The organism is Rhizobium sp. GCM10022189, from assembly GCF_042656325.1.
Classification (GTDB): domain Bacteria; phylum Pseudomonadota; class Alphaproteobacteria; order Rhizobiales; family Rhizobiaceae; genus Rhizobium.
In genome coordinates this window covers 34,379-48,137 of sequence record NZ_JBHSOR010000012.1, presented here as the reverse complement: position 1 = coordinate 48,137, position 13,759 = coordinate 34,379, and the positions used below count along the sequence as shown (strand labels likewise).

Genomic DNA, 13,759 nt, shown 5'->3' with positions numbered 1-13,759 from the left:
AAGCCCCTCCCCCTTGTGGGGAGGGGTTGGGGAGGGGTTTTGCAACACATCCCCCGCAATCGCCCGCTGCAGGCTCGCATCGCCGCCCTCGCCCAGCCCGCGTGGCACCCGCGCCAGCGCCACGGTGAGATCCGTCAGCAACCGTCCTTCCGGCGATACCCCGAACACATGCAAGCCATCGCGGATCTGCATCTCCTTGAGATCGCAGAGATAGGCATCGAGCTTCTTCAGCGCCTCGCCTTCGCTCTCGCCCTTGGTTATCCCCGCATCCCGGTCGAGCCCGATATCGGCAACAAGCTCGAGGATCTGCCGCGACAGGAGCCGGATACGCCTGGGATCGCCACCCGAAGCCTCGTAATATTCATCCACCAGCGCCTCCAGATCCTTCAGCGGCCCGTAGCTCTCGGCCCGCGTCAGCGGCGGCGTCAGGTGATCGATGATGACGGCGGCCGTGCGGCGCTTGGCCTGCGTGCCCTCGCCGGGATCGTTGACGATGAAGGGATAAAGATGCGGCAGCGGCCCGAGGATCGCTTCCGGGTAGCAGGTTTCCGACAACGCCAGCGCCTTGCCCGGCAGCCATTCCAGATTGCCGTGCTTGCCCATGTGAATGATCGCATCGGCGCCGAACTCTTCGCGCAGGAAGGCATAGAAGGCGAAATAGCCGTGTGGCGGCACGAGATCCGGCGAATGATAACTTTCCTTGGGATCGATATTGTAGCCGCGCGCCGGCTGGATGCCGACAAGCAGCCCGCCGAAACGCGCGAATGGCAGAGCGAAAGCACCGTCACGCAGATAGGGATCGGCCTCCGGATCCCCCCAGCGCGCCGTCACCTCATCCTGAATCTGATTGGGAAGAGAGCCAAAGAAGCCCTTGTATCGACTCAAGGAAAGCGTCTCGCGCACCACCTTGCCGTCGAAGCCGGAATTGGTCGGCCCCGCCATCAGGTGCCGCATCAGCGCGTCGCCATCGGCGGGAATATCGGCAAGCGGATAACCCGCCTGCGCCATCGCCCGCATCACCTCGATCGTCCCGGCCGGCGTATCGAGCCCGACGCCGTTGCCGAGCCGTCCGTCCCGGTTCGGATAGTTCGCCATGACAAGCGCAATCCGCCGCTCCGAAACTGGCCGCTGCCGCAGCCGCGCCCAGCTGGCGGCAAGGGCCGCGACATAGGCCATGCGCCCGCCATCCGGCTCGCTGGACACGATATTGGCCTCGACATCAGCATCGTAGCGGGCGGCGGCCTTGAAGGAGACGGCGCGCGACAGCACGCGGCCATCCACCTCCGGCAGCGCCACATTCATGCCGAGATCGCGGGCCGACAGCCCCTGCGAGGAACCGGCCCAGGCCTCCCGCGACGAGGCGGAAAAGATCGCCTGCAGCACGACGGCGTCATTGGCCTCCAGCACCGTCGGCTCGCGATCGGCGCCGGGTGCAGAGACGGCAAAGCCTGTCGTGTTGATGACGACGTCGGGTTTGAGCTCGGCGAAGATAGATTCGAGGATACCTTTGGAGATGGGGTCCTTGAGGCTGTAGGCAAAGACCGGCAGCGGCCGCAGGCCCTGCGCCTGCAGGGCTTCGATCAGGGCTTCGACGGGGCGGGTTTCGCCGCTCTGCACGAGGGCGCGGTAGAAGGCGATGGCGACGATGGGCAACGACCGTCCCTTCTCCCCGTCGGGGGTCCGAAGGACGGGTCGAGACCCGCGGCTCGACCCCGGTCGGTGGCCCGAAGGGTCGGATGAGGGGGCCACCCCACAAACGTCTGCATCGTGTTCCTGTTGCTCACTCCTTGCGTCGCTCGCCCCCCTCATCTGCCCTGTCGGGCATCTTCTCCCCGCTGGGGCGAAGACCGAACCGGTAAACTCCTTCCACTCCTCAACCCCAACCAGCCCCCGCCCCGGCCACCAGATCCCCGCCTTCATCAGCGGCGCGGCCGGCGCCGGCTTCTCCTCGCCCGAAAGCATCGCCGCCGCATAGGCGAGAAAGCCCCGCGCATTGGCATCCCCGCCCTCGATCAGATAGGCCCAGAGCGCGTTCAGATCCTCCAGCGCCACGTTCGAAAACGGCGTCAGCCCCGCATCCGGCCTGCTGTCGCCCGGCAGCACCGCAATCAGCGCCCCGCTGCGTGCGGCGGCCGCATGCAGCGCCTCCAGCGCATAGTGAAAATAGCTCGCCCCGCCGAGCGCCCGCACGATGATGAGCTTCGCATGCCGCGCCGTGCGTTCCACATAGGTATCGACCGACATCGGATGTTTCAGGCTCATCAGGCTCGCAAGCCTCAGGGAATAGCCCGCCCCGCCGGCATGCGCCGCGGCAACCGCCGCAAGCTCGGTATCGGCGGCCGACAGGAACAGGATATCGCCCGGCGACTGGCCGAGGTCGATCGCCTCGTCCCCGTCGCTGATCGTTCCCTGCTGGGCGAGAAGCAGATGCATTCAATATCCTCAGACGAGCGCTTCGATCGCCTTGCGCACCGCGTCCTGGTCCATCTCGTGCAGGCCGATGACGACGAGGCGTGTATTGCGCGTTTCACCCGGCGCCCAGGCGCGGTCGAAATACTGGTCGACGCGCGCCCCCACGGCCTGCAGCTGCAGGCGCATCGGCTTGCCGGAAACATCGACGAAGCCCTTCAGGCGCAGCACGTCATGTTCGGCGATGATGCCCTTCAGCTTCTCGACGAAGCCGGCCGCATCCGGGACGGCACCGAGCTCGACGACGAAACTGTCAAATTCGTCATGGTCGTGCGGCGCGCCGTCCTCATGCTCCAGCTCGTGATGGGACTTGCGGTTGCCGATATCGTCTTCCGTGCCGATGCCGAGGCCGAGCAGCACGCCGGCCGGCACCTCGCCGTTCCTGGCCTCGATCATCACGGGCTTGCGGGCGATGCGCGAGGCGACTTCGCTCTTCACGCGGCCAAGCCCGTCGGCATCGATCAGATCGGTCTTGTTGAGCACGATCAGGTCGGCGCAGGTCAGCTGGTCCTCGAACAGTTCCTCGATCGGGCTTTCGTGATCGAGCGATTCGTCCGCCGCGCGGCGCGCGTCGACGGCATCGTGGTCGTCGGCAAAACGCCCGGCGGCAACCGCCGCGCTATCGACCACGGTGATGACGCCGTCGACGGTCACTTCGCTGCGGATGTCAGGCCAGTTGAAGGCGGCGACGAGCGGCTGCGGCAGGGCAAGGCCCGAGGTTTCGATGACGATATGGTCCGGGCGCTGGTCGCGCTCCAGAAGCTTCGTCATGGTCGGGATGAAATCGTCGGCCACCGTGCAGCAGATGCAGCCGTTGGTCAGCTCGATAATGTCGTCCTCGGTGCAATTCTCCGCCCCGCAGCCCTTCAGCACGTCGCCGTCGACGCCGAGATCGCCGAACTCGTTGATGATGAGCGCGATCTTCCTGCCGCCGGCATTGGTGAGCAGGTTGCGGATCATGGTCGTCTTGCCGGCGCCGAGAAAGCCGGTGATGACGGTTGCGGGAATTTTCTGCTGCATGGTCTAACCCTTCATTTTCAGCGGCAGTCCGGCCGCGATGAAATAAACGTCGTCGGCTTGCGCCGCGATCATCTGGTGCAGCCGTCCGGCATGGTCGCGAAACTCGCGCGCCATGCGGTTCTCCGGCACGATGCCGAGGCCGACTTCATTGGAAACGATGACGAGCCGCGCCTTTGCCCGCGGCAGGAAGGCGGCAAGCGCGGCCGACCGGGCGGCGATATCGCCCCCCTCCATCATCAGGTTGGTCAGCCACAGCGTCAGGCAATCGACGAGGACCGCCCGGCCCTCGCCGTCGATGGCGGCAAGCCGCTCGGCAAGATCGAGCGGCTCCTCATGCGTGGTCCAGGCGGGGCCGCGATCGGCCCTGTGCTGGTCGATGCGCGCCTGCATCTCGTCGTCCCAGGCGCGGCCGGTGGCGACGTAATGGCGCTCGAGGCCGCTTGCGGTGACGAGATTTTCGGCGAAGCGGGATTTGCCGGAACGGGCGCCGCCGAGGATGAAGGTGGCGGTCATGATAATGCTGCCCTGGGAGAGAGGGCGTGCCCCTCTCTCCTCCCCTCATTCCTGTGCTTGTCACAGGAATCCAGCGTGCCCAAGTCCTTGGGCACGAGAGACTCGTTCAACGATGGCATAGATTCATTCACGGCGCAGACGCGCCGTGGCTGGATTCCTGTGACAAGCACAGGAATGAGGGAGGAGAGGAAAGCGCGCGCCAGGGGCCTACCACCGTCAGGCGCCAGAACCCCATTACCGACGGGCGTCGAAACACCACCCCCACATCTCACCACACGAGGCAGCGCCGAATCGCATTCTTCAGCCAAGACAACCTCCGTGCTGGCAGCGGGCAAGATACCCAGATTGGGCATTATGCCCGGCACGGATGGCAGGTCTCCTGGCTCGCAGCTATCGGCCCCGACCGGGGCGACCTCTGCAGGTCGCCCCTGATCGTGCCAGCGGATCCGCCTCGCCTTCCCGGCTGCCTGTCGTGAAAAGGCGGACGATTCGTAGAAATAGAGGCGTCCTGCCCCGGCTGATCACGATGCATTTCCAGTGGCTTTTCCGGCACCTGCTCCGCCTTGCCCGCCCGCGGAATGCGAGGCCGTCGGCGCAGCGGCGCACATGCCGGACGGAAGACCCTGACTGCTCTACAGTCGCGGGGTCGGCTGTGATGAAGGCGCCCGGCTTGGGTCCGCCCCGTCACATTCCCTTTTCATCCGGAAGGCGCAAGCCGATCCGGAACCATCCATTATGTGGTTTCATGGTTAGGCGCGCGCAATCCCCGTGTCAATTGCCGGCCGATGTGCCAAAGCCGTTCATCTCGACTTACACTACCAAGATTATCGAGTTTATTCAAAAACTTACGTCATAAAAACTTTACCGCCCAGCCGGTATTTTGCCGCAATTGCCGCTCATGCGGATGCCGGCTCCGCCCTTGACCCCCACTCATGCCGCCTAGTTTCCCCATGATGCTCTCCCGAATGGATATCCGCCGTTTCCGGCCCCTCACCACCATTTTCGATTTGGGACGCCTGCGGGCGCTCGTGCGCCACAGCGAAATGGGCATGGTCTTTGCCGGCGCGCTCGTCGGCATCGCCTCGGGGCTTGCGGTCACGGCCATGAGCTATGTCTCGGAACAGATGCACAGGCTGATCTTCGGCATTGACGGGACGGCAAGGCTCAGCGCCTCGCAGATCGACAGCAAGTTCCTGCTGATGACCGCCCCGATTGCCGGCGGCGCCCTCCTCGGCCTGCTGATCTTCATCCTCGCCAGATGGCGCAAGAAGCCGATGGTCGATCCGATCGAGGCCAACGCGCTGCATGGCGGCCGCCTGTCGCTGACCGACAGCATCCTCGTCGCCGTCCAGAATCTCGTGTCCAACGGCTTCGGCGCGTCCGTGGGGCTGGAGGCCGGCTACACGCAGCTTGCCGCCGGCATCGCCTCGAAGTTCGGCCTGAAGCTGCAGCTGCGCCGCGCCGATCTGCGCGTTCTCGTCGGCTGCGGCGCGGCCGGCGCCATCGCCGCCGCCTTCAACGCGCCGCTGACGGGTGCCTTCTACGCCTTCGAGCTGATCGTCGGCACCTACACGATCGTCTCGCTGACACCCGTCGTCGTCGCGGCCCTCGTCGCCACGCTGGTCGCGCGGCTGCTGGCCGGCAGCGATTTCGTCATCGACGTCGGCAGCTTCGGCGCCGTCCAGCCGGCCGATTACGTGCCGGCCATCGCGCTTGGCGCCTTCTGCGCCGGCATCGGCATTCTCATCATGCAGGGCGTCTCCTTCGTCGAGGAACTGGCGCGCAAGAGTTCCATCGCGCTGCCCTTCCGCCCGGCGCTCGGCGGCATCATCGTCGGCCTGCTGGCGCTGGTCTCGCCGCAGGTGCTTGCCGCCGGCCACGGGGCGCTGCACCTCAACCTTGCCCATGAGGTGACCATCCCGGCCCTCATCGGCCTCTTCCTGCTGAAATCGGTGGCCTCCGCCGTCTCCATCGGCTCCGGCTTCAGGGGCGGCCTGTTCTTCGCCTCGCTCTTCATGGGCGCGCTGCTCGGCAAGCTCTTCGCCTATTGCGCCCCCTATTTCGCCGATGCGACGCTGACGCCCGTCATCTATGCCGTGGTCGGCATGAGTTCGCTTGCCGTTGCCGTCATCGGCGGGCCGCTGACCATGACCTTCCTGGCGCTGGAAATCACCGGCGACTTTCCGATCACCGCCCTGGTGCTCGCCGCCGTCATCACCTCCTCGCTCGTGGTGCGCACCACCTTCGGCTATTCCTTCGCCACGTGGCGCTTCCATCTGCGCGGCGAAAGCATCCGCAGCGCCCACGACGTCGGCTGGATCCGCAACCTCACCGTCGACAGGCTGATGCGCTCGGACGTGAAGAAAGCGAAAAACAGCCTCACCCTCGACGAGTTCAGGCAGGCCTTCCCGATCGGCTCGACGCAGCGCGTCATCCTCGTCGACGACCACGACAAATATGCCGGCCTCGTGCTGGTTCCGGAGGTTTACGCCAATCCGACGAGCACGCAGGACGAGGGCCAGAAGCTTGCCGATTTCATCCGCTACAGGAACGATTTCCTGCAGCCGCAGATGAACGCCAAACAGGCCGCCGCGATCTTCGACAAGACGGAAAGCGAAGCGCTCGCCGTCGTCAACAACCTCATCGAGCGCAAGGTGATCGGCCAGCTCAGCGAAAGCCATACGCTGCGCCGCTACAGCGAAGAGCTCGACCGCCGCCGCCGCGAGGTCTCGGGCGAGATCTAGCTGCCAACGAGATCCGAAAGAAAACCGGCGTCGAGATGACGCTCCAGCTCGGCGGCAACCTCGTCCAGCGCCCGGTCGACGCTTTCGCGATAATTGGTCCGCTCGCCCGCAAGCCCGAAGCTTGCGAGCAGCCGCGCCCGGTAGGCATCGGAGCCGAACAGTCCGTGCAGATAGGTGCCCATGATGCGCCCGTCCGCCGAAACCGCGCCATCCGGCTCGTCGTCGACGATGGCCGCCGGCCGCTCGCAATCGGCCCCGGACGTTACGCCGAGATGGATCTGATAGCCCGACAGCGGCACGTCATATTCGGCCGAATGCGCGCGGCTGTTGCGCACCGTCTTTTCCGGCGCCATGTCCGTTTCGACATCGAGCAGCCCAAGTCCCTCGATCTCGCTTGCCGCTCCCTCGATGCCGAGCGGATCGCGCACCCGCCGGCCCAGCATCTGGTAGCCGCCGCAGATGCCGATCACCCTTCCGCCGCGCCGGACATGGGCGCCGATCTCGCGGTCCCATCCCTGCGCCCTCAGATCGGCCAGATCGGCAATGGTCGATTTCGAGCCCGGCAGGATGACGAGCCCCGCATCGGCAGGCAGCCGCTCGCCCGGCCGCACGAAGACGAGTTCGAGATCGGGCTCGGCGCGCAGCGGGTCGAGATCGTCGAAATTGGCAATGCGCGGCAGCACCGGCACGGCAATCTTCAGCGCTCCGGCGCGTCCCCTCGCCAGCCGCTCCAGCACGACGGAATCCTCCGCCGGCAGCCTGCCGGCCGCCGTCAGCCAGGGCACGACGCCAAAACAGGGCCAGCCGGTGAATTGCCCGATCGAGGCGATCCCGTCGTCGAACAGGCTGACATCGCCGCGGAACTTGTTGATGATATAGCCCGAAATCATCCGGCGATCCTCTTCCGGAAGGATCGCATGGGTGCCGACGAGCGAGGCGATCACGCCGCCGCGGTCGATATCGCCGACAAGCACGACGGGCACGTTTGCGCGCGTCGCAAAGCCCATATTGGCGATATCGCCGGCCCGCAGATTGATTTCGGCCGGCGAACCCGCCCCCTCGACGATGACGAGCTCGGCCCCTTCGCAGACCTTGCCGTAGCTTTCCAGCACGGAAGCGACGAGCTGCGGCTTCAGCCGCTGGTAGTCGCGCGCCCTCGCCTGCCCGAACACCTTGCCCTGCACGATGATCTGGCTGCCGTTTTCGGATTGCGGCTTGAGCAGCACCGGGTTCATGTGCACGGAAGACGGCGTGCGGGCCGCGAGCGACTGCAGCCATTGCGCCCGGCCGATCTCCCCGCCGTCGTCGGAAACGGCCGCGTTGTTCGACATGTTCTGCGGCTTGAAGGGCCTGACCTTCAGGCCGCGATTGGCCGCCAGCCGGCAAAGCCCCGCCACCAGCACCGTCTTGCCGACATCCGAGCCGGTTCCCTGCAGCATGATGGCTCTGGTCATTGGCCCCTGTCCGTGAAGCATTTCCGGCAGGCCTACAATGCGGGCCGATCCCAGGTCAACAGAGGGCCTGAAATGCGAAAACCGCGATCGGGCCATGGCCCTACGCGGTTTGCCGAAAAACGCTGGCGCCTTCACCAATACGCAATGAAGCTCGCTTTTTCCGGGACGCAATACCTGATCCGGAAAAGCAGCGGTTGTCCCCCGCCGCGCATCAACAGATAACGGCACATTCTTACCGGATGGTTAGTGAACGCCCGCCGGGAGGCGAATTTCGACCTTTTTTGAACTTTTTCGAATTTTCTGCTGCCGGAACCGCTTTCGGCCGGCGCCGCGCAGGGGGAATTTCGCCCGGCGGCACATGCGGCCGCCTCCGTCCGAGCGCCTGTATAAATTCTTCGGATTCAATAATTTAGTTCGTGACCTACACGGAAAAGAGAGTTGATTTCTTCTCGCAAATCAATAGGTTTGCTCATAATCAGCCATCGATAGAAATGGCCAGCGACGAGCCGCCGGAAAGCGAGACGAACGGCGCCGCAGACAGGAAAGCCCGGCAGAGCCAGTTGCGGCCGGGCGGTTGGCACCCTGAAGCGGCGGAGAGATTTGTCGGCTGATTGCCCGGTGCATGCGCGTTCGATCACATGAAAATTCCGGGGAAGTATAATGAAGACATTTTTCACGTCGTTCATTCTTGCCGTCTGCCTGTATGCCGGAATGTCGGAGGCGCAGGCCGCCGGATGCGGCAAGGTCTCGATTGCCGAGATGCGCTGGGGCTCCGCCGCCATTGCCGCGAGCTTCGACAAATTCATCCTGGAAAAGGGCTACGGCTGCTCCGTCACCATCGTCGACGGCGATACGCTGCCCACCTTCGCCTCCATGAACGACAGCGGCACGCCCGATATCGCCTCGGAATTCTGGGTGAAGGCCGTCAAGCCGCAGCTCGATGCCGCCATCAGCGCCGGCCGGCTGGTCAAGGGCGCCGAAATTCTGGCCGACGGCGCGGTCGAGGGCTGGTACATCCCGAAATTCATCGCCGACGCCAACCCGGATATCCGTTCCGTGCAGGATGCGCTCAAACATCCCGAACTCTTTCCCGATACCGACGATCCCTCGCATGCCGCGGTCTACAATTGCCCGGGAGAATGGGCCTGCCAGATCTCGACCAGCAACCTCTTCCGGGCGCTCGGCGCCGACAAGCTGGGTTTTACGCTGGTGAACAGCCGCAGCCCCGACGATTTCGACGATTCCATTGCCCGCGCCTTCGACAACAAGGTCGGCTGGCTGGGCTATTACTGGTCGCCGACATCGGTTCTCGGCAAATACGACATGAAGCAGCTCGGCTTCGGCGTGCCGCACGATCAGGCCGAATGGGACGCCTGCACCTCGGTGCCGCATTGCGCCGATCCCAAGGTGAACGCCTATCCGGTGTCGCAGGCCTTCACGCTGACGACCAGGGCTTTTGCCGACCGTGCCGGCCCGGTCATGAACTACCTGAAGATCCGCAGCTGGGACAACGAAACGATCAGCCAGGTCCTGGCCTGGAAGGATGAAAACGGCGAGGACGACGAGGACGCAGCCCTCTATTTCCTGGAGAATTACGAGGAACTCTGGAGCCGCTGGGTTCCGGCCGATGTAGCCGAGAAGGTCAAGGCCAGTCTATAAACCGTCCCGACAACAAGGACTGGACGATTCGCTATGACTGGCACGGTGCCCTTCCCCGATCGCGATACCGTCGCGGAAAAACTCGCGGCGCTTTCGCAAACCGACAAATCCTACCTGTCGCTGCTGATGGAAAATCCGGCTCAGGACGACAACCTGCTCGACGGCCTGCATCGCCATCTCGATCTCGCCTCCTCCGCGCGTCTTCTCAATTCGCTGAAGCTCGAAACGCTTGGCAAGTGGATCGGCGAAGCCGCGCCCGCCCGGCTGCAGATCAGGCTCATGGAGGCGGCCCGTTCCAGCCAGCACCCCGCCTATGCGGCGTTCCGGACCGGGCTGACCCGATCCGGCGGTCTCGAAAAAGCCTATCCGGCATCAAAAATCTGAAAACAATTACCTCTTCGCTGCGCGATCGACGCTACGGCCGGCATCCTGCGTTGCATTGACGGCATTCGCTGTGTCCCTGCCCATGCCGCGGATCGTGTTGGCGCAGGAAGACAGCGCAAGAAGGATCATCAAGGCGGATGCGATTTTACCCGTGGTCGTCATGTGTGAAATCCCTTTTTTAAATCAACCCGAACGGCGGATGCCGCCCGGGCGGGATAACGCATTCGTGAGCGAAAAGTTCACCGGCTGAAAGCCTTTCCTCCAGGCCACCGGCGCTTGCCGTTCAGCCGCGCTCGAAGCCCTTCGCGGCCAGCGCCTCGTCGATGGCGGCCGACGCCAGAAATGCCGACAGCCGCCCGGCTGCCTCCGCATCGCCCGCATCGGCGCCGATGCCGATGGCAAAGTCGATATAGCTCTGCAGTTCCGCCGGAAACCTGCCGACGAGCATGATTTCGGGAGCGGCGGCAAGGATGGACGTTATCGGAACCACCCCGAGTTCGGACTGCCCGCGGCCGACGGCCGCCACCGTCTGCCCTCCCTCGGTCGGCACCAGCTTGGGTTTCACCTCGTCTTCCATCCCCAGGCGCTCCAGGAGGCCGGAAAAATAGCCGCCGCTGGTTCCGTCAAAGGCATAGGCGATCGACCGGGCGCCCGCCAGGGCCTGTTTGAACGCGGTGACGGAGCCGATGTCGAGCGGCCGGCTGCCCGCTCTGGCCGCCACGCCCATTGCAATGCGGCCGAAGGCGACCTGGCTTCCCGCCCGCACCTTTCCGAGCGCGGTCAGATCCGCAACGTGGTTCGGATTGGTGATGACGAGATCGAACGGCTCGCCGGCTTCGATCTGCCGCCGGACGGCCGGATTGAGTTCCCACCGCACCGCGACCTTCAACCCCGTGGCCGTTTCGAACCGGGGCAGAACGGCAAGCACCGCGGGCCGGACCGCGATGGCGCCAAAAAGCCGGATGTGCTGATCCATGACCTGACCTTCCCTCCAGGGCAGTATCGAAACCTGTATGATGCGACGAACATGCCGGTTCCCGCCGGGAACCGCCTTTCAGACAGGCTCGGATACGGTCAGGCCGCGGCCGCTTTTGCCCTTTCGGCGAAGGATGCGCGGATACTGTCGGCCACCGTCTCGATCGGCCCTGTCATCTGCGATGCGGTCAGAAGCTGGATGTCGAAAGACCCCAGTTCCGGCAGCCCTTCCTGAATGCCGAGGATCGCCATGTCCTCGCCGACATAGGAGAGCGGCAGCGGCGCAATGGCGAGATCGGAGACCACGGCGGCGCGCTGCGCCATCGTGTGGGCGCTGAGATAGGCGACGCGATAGGGCCGCTTGTTGCGCTCCAGCTGGGTGATCGCCTCCTGCCGCCAGATGCAGCCGTCTTCCCAGATCGAGATCGGCAGCGGATCGCGCCGGTGCGCCGAGCCGCATTTGGCGCCCGCCCAGACGAGCCGCTCGCGAAAGACGACCTCGCCATTGGTCGGGAAAGGCCGCGTGGCGCAGTTGATGAGCGCCAGATCGAGGCGCTGCTCCTCCATCCGCTTTTTCAGGCCGATGCTCATGTCGATCGTCACGTCGACCATGATGCCGGGATAGATCTGCGCGAAGCTCTTGAGGATCTGCGGCAGCAGACGCTCGCCGATATCCTCGGGCGCGCCGAGCCGCACCACGCCGCTGAGTTCGGGCATGATGAAGCGCGATACCGCCTCGTTGGAAAGCGCCAGGATGTTGCGCGCGTAGGACAGCAGCATTTCGCCATGCTGCGTCAGCGTCACCGAGCGCGCGTCGCGGCGAAACAGCGTCGCGCCAAGCTGCTCTTCGAGCTTCTTGATCTGCATGGAAACGGCCGAGGGCGTACGGAACACGGCTTCGGCCGCTGTCGAAAAATTACCGGTCTCCGCAATGGCGACGAACGTGCGCAGCACGTCGTTGTCAAGCAGAGGAATGGGACGGCGAAACGGGATGGTCATCGTCACATCTTTCAATTTTTCTGAATGAGAAGGCATTATCATTCTATTTGATTGAAAGTCAACCTGCCCCCGCCTTTCAGGGGCCGTGGCGCCATGCGGCCTGCCCTCAACCTTCCCGGCCGAAGCGCCCGGCATTGAACGTTTTCCCGCTCGCGCCCGCCGCCACCGTGCTGCCGCGAGCGCCCTCCGGATAGAACCTGCCGATCATGGCGGGCGCGGTCAGTTCGACCGAGGTTTGCGGAGAGCGCACCGCCCAGGCGATCAGCGCCCGCGCCGACATCTTGCCGACGCCGCCCGAGACGTGCCCGGAGGCGGAGACCGGCAATACCGCGATCTGCTCGGCCGTCGGTGCCGGATGGGCCAGCCGGTCGGCAATGCCCGAGGCATTGGCGGGCTTGCGGCCGACGACGAAGCGCGTGAAATCGGCAGGCGCCGGCTCGACGGATGAAAGCAGAGGCGCAGGGGAAGCCGGCGGGGCAGACGGCGCGGCAAGCGACGGAACCGGCATCCCGCCCGTCACCGCCTCGCTCTCCGCCGGCCGCAGCGTCGGCAGCGGGACGGTAAGCGAAGCAAGATCGGCAAAGGCCCGGTCGGCAATCGCCTTGTCTCCTGGCGTGGCAAGCTGCGGCGCCAGCCCGGCCTCGGCCCGCTTCTGCGGCGTCGGCAGCATGGCGGTGACAAGGCTTCCGGTCACGACGGGATCGGGCGCCCCGGCGGGGACTGCGGCGCGCGCCGTCAGCACGGCCGGCGCGGCTGCCTTCGGCCTTGCCGGCGCATCGTCATCCTCATCCTCGCTTGCGGCGATTTCGATCGGGGCGGAACGGATGCCCTTCTTGCGTTCGGCAAGCGCCAGCTGGTAGCCCGGCAGCGGCCGTCCGTCCGCCGGCAGGTGGATCGTGCGTCCGTCCGGGAACAGCCGCGCCAGCTCCTGGCGCGACATGCGCGGCCAGGCGCGCACATTGCCGACGTCGAGATGCACGAAGGGCGAACCCGATGTCGGGTAATAGCCGACGCCGCCGACCTGCATCTGCATGGCAAGCGCGCGCAGCGTCGCCAGCTTGACGCCCGGAATATAGAAATCCATCGCCTTGCCGAGCATGTGCTGGCTGCGCTTGGCAACGCCGGTATTGCGCGATCGGTTGCGCAGCATGTTGTTGGTTGCCGGCGAGCGATAGGCCGAAACGACGTGGATCGCTTCCTTCGCCCCGCTCTTGCGATAGACCTCCCAGACGAGATCGAGCAGGCGCGGGTCCATCCTGGCCGGCTCGTTGCGCCGCCAGTCGCGCAGGAAGCGGTTGATCTGGTTGAGGCCGCGCTGGTCGAACTTGCCGTTGCGCTTGAAGACGATCGTCGCCCGCTCGCCCGTATGCGTGAAGTAGAGTTTCAGCGCCCGGTCCTCGGCCGCCGCCTCGCCCGCGCCCGCAACGAGTGCCAGAACGAAGGCCGCCGCGATCGCCATGCGATGGGCAACGACAGACAGCAGCCATGCGGAAGCGGTCGTCGGAATGGCGGCGATGGCATGGTGAAGAAACACGGGCTTCG

General features: G+C 65.0%; 13 protein-coding genes and 1 riboswitch. Of the genes, 4 read left to right on the top strand and 9 right to left on the bottom strand.

Annotation, left to right across the window (positions count from 1 at the left end; all coding sequences use genetic code 11):
- The 3 genes from ACFPWW_RS09560 to cobU form a co-directional block, all read right to left on the bottom strand.
- Positions 1 to 2,433, bottom strand: a 2,433-nt coding sequence (locus ACFPWW_RS09560; RefSeq protein ID WP_377311489.1) for a cobaltochelatase subunit CobN, incomplete at its 3' end; no start/stop codon positions are given.
- A gap of 9 nt (positions 2,434 to 2,442) precedes the next feature.
- Positions 2,443 to 3,489, bottom strand: a complete 1,047-nt coding sequence (cobW, locus tag ACFPWW_RS09555; RefSeq protein ID WP_377311488.1) for a cobalamin biosynthesis protein CobW — start codon at positions 3,487 to 3,489, stop codon at positions 2,443 to 2,445.
- A gap of 3 nt (positions 3,490 to 3,492) precedes the next feature.
- Positions 3,493 to 4,002: a bifunctional adenosylcobinamide kinase/adenosylcobinamide-phosphate guanylyltransferase gene (gene cobU / locus ACFPWW_RS09550; protein WP_377311487.1), complete on the bottom strand. Its 510-nt coding sequence runs from the start codon at positions 4,000 to 4,002 to the stop codon at positions 3,493 to 3,495.
- A 351-nt stretch (positions 4,003 to 4,353) separates the two neighbouring features.
- Positions 4,354 to 4,748, bottom strand: a riboswitch (cobalamin riboswitch).
- A gap of 207 nt (positions 4,749 to 4,955) precedes the next feature.
- On the opposite strand from cobU, the gene ACFPWW_RS09545 reads away from it, so the two are divergent.
- Complete coding sequence (locus ACFPWW_RS09545; protein ID WP_112569793.1) at positions 4,956 to 6,746, top strand: chloride channel protein; 1,791 nt, start codon at positions 4,956 to 4,958, stop codon at positions 6,744 to 6,746.
- On the opposite strand, the gene ACFPWW_RS09540 is transcribed toward ACFPWW_RS09545, so the two are convergent.
- Together ACFPWW_RS09540 and ACFPWW_RS09535 are read right to left on the bottom strand one after the other, a co-directional pair.
- Positions 6,743 to 8,200 (bottom strand): cobyric acid synthase, encoded by a 1,458-nt coding sequence (locus ACFPWW_RS09540; protein ID WP_377311486.1) that lies wholly within the window; start codon positions 8,198 to 8,200, stop codon positions 6,743 to 6,745. The genes ACFPWW_RS09545 and ACFPWW_RS09540 overlap by 4 nt on opposite strands.
- Before the next feature lie 401 nt (positions 8,201 to 8,601).
- Complete coding sequence (locus tag ACFPWW_RS09535; protein ID WP_377311485.1) at positions 8,602 to 8,886, bottom strand: hypothetical protein; 285 nt, start codon at positions 8,884 to 8,886, stop codon at positions 8,602 to 8,604.
- On the opposite strand from ACFPWW_RS09535, the gene ACFPWW_RS09530 reads away from it, so the two are divergent.
- Both ACFPWW_RS09530 and ACFPWW_RS09525 read left to right on the top strand, forming a co-directional pair.
- Entirely contained in the window at positions 8,861 to 9,859 is a 999-nt protein-coding gene (locus tag ACFPWW_RS09530; protein ID WP_377311484.1) for a glycine betaine ABC transporter substrate-binding protein, read from the top strand. The genes ACFPWW_RS09535 and ACFPWW_RS09530 overlap by 26 nt on opposite strands.
- Before the next feature lie 33 nt (positions 9,860 to 9,892).
- Complete coding sequence (locus ACFPWW_RS09525) at positions 9,893 to 10,243, top strand: hypothetical protein (protein WP_112569660.1); 351 nt, start codon at positions 9,893 to 9,895, stop codon at positions 10,241 to 10,243.
- 6 nt (positions 10,244 to 10,249) lie between these two features.
- On the opposite strand, the gene ACFPWW_RS09520 is transcribed toward ACFPWW_RS09525, so the two are convergent.
- Positions 10,250 to 10,405 (bottom strand): entericidin A/B family lipoprotein, encoded by a 156-nt coding sequence (locus tag ACFPWW_RS09520; protein WP_112569658.1) that lies wholly within the window; start codon positions 10,403 to 10,405, stop codon positions 10,250 to 10,252.
- Here ACFPWW_RS09520 and ACFPWW_RS09515 point away from each other — a divergent pair.
- Entirely contained in the window at positions 10,341 to 10,493 is a 153-nt protein-coding gene (locus ACFPWW_RS09515; RefSeq protein WP_377311507.1) for a hypothetical protein, read from the top strand. The genes ACFPWW_RS09520 and ACFPWW_RS09515 overlap by 65 nt on opposite strands.
- A 33-nt stretch (positions 10,494 to 10,526) precedes the next feature.
- Here the strand turns inward: ACFPWW_RS09515 and ACFPWW_RS09510 are convergent, their stop codons facing one another.
- The 3 genes from ACFPWW_RS09510 to ACFPWW_RS09500 form a co-directional block, all read right to left on the bottom strand.
- Entirely contained in the window at positions 10,527 to 11,219 is a 693-nt protein-coding gene (locus ACFPWW_RS09510) for a substrate-binding domain-containing protein (protein ID WP_377311483.1), read from the bottom strand.
- Between the two features lie 98 nt (positions 11,220 to 11,317).
- The gene (locus ACFPWW_RS09505; protein WP_377311482.1) at positions 11,318 to 12,259 is read right to left on the bottom strand and encodes a LysR family transcriptional regulator; all 942 of its coding nucleotides are present in this window, start codon (positions 12,257 to 12,259) and stop codon (positions 11,318 to 11,320) included.
- A 64-nt stretch (positions 12,260 to 12,323) separates the two neighbouring features.
- Positions 12,324 to 13,751 carry a DUF882 domain-containing protein gene (locus ACFPWW_RS09500; protein ID WP_377311481.1) on the bottom strand — a complete coding sequence of 476 codons (1,428 nt, stop codon included), beginning with the start codon at positions 13,749 to 13,751 and terminating at the stop codon, positions 12,324 to 12,326.
- Positions 13,752 to 13,759: the final 8 nt, after the last annotated feature.

Bases quoted from the DNA above. Each gene is read 5' to 3' on its own strand.
- ACFPWW_RS09535 (WP_377311485.1), bottom strand. From the start codon at position 8,886: ATGAACGACGTGAAAAATGTCTTCATTATACTTCCCCGGAATTTTCAT.
- ACFPWW_RS09545 (WP_112569793.1), top strand. From the start codon at position 4,956: ATGCTCTCCCGAATGGATATCCGCCGTTTCCGGCCCCTCACCACCATT.
- ACFPWW_RS09505 (WP_377311482.1), bottom strand. From the start codon at position 12,259: ATGATAATGCCTTCTCATTCAGAAAAATTGAAAGATGTGACGATGACC.
- ACFPWW_RS09530 (WP_377311484.1), top strand. From the start codon at position 8,861: ATGAAGACATTTTTCACGTCGTTCATTCTTGCCGTCTGCCTGTATGCC.
- cobU (WP_377311487.1), bottom strand. From the start codon at position 4,002: ATGACCGCCACCTTCATCCTCGGCGGCGCCCGTTCCGGCAAATCCCGC.
- ACFPWW_RS09525 (WP_112569660.1), top strand. From the start codon at position 9,893: ATGACTGGCACGGTGCCCTTCCCCGATCGCGATACCGTCGCGGAAAAA.
- ACFPWW_RS09510 (WP_377311483.1), bottom strand. From the start codon at position 11,219: ATGGATCAGCACATCCGGCTTTTTGGCGCCATCGCGGTCCGGCCCGCG.
- ACFPWW_RS09520 (WP_112569658.1), bottom strand. From the start codon at position 10,405: ATGACGACCACGGGTAAAATCGCATCCGCCTTGATGATCCTTCTTGCG.
- ACFPWW_RS09540 (WP_377311486.1), bottom strand. From the start codon at position 8,200: ATGACCAGAGCCATCATGCTGCAGGGAACCGGCTCGGATGTCGGCAAG.
- cobW (WP_377311488.1), bottom strand. From the start codon at position 3,489: ATGCAGCAGAAAATTCCCGCAACCGTCATCACCGGCTTTCTCGGCGCC.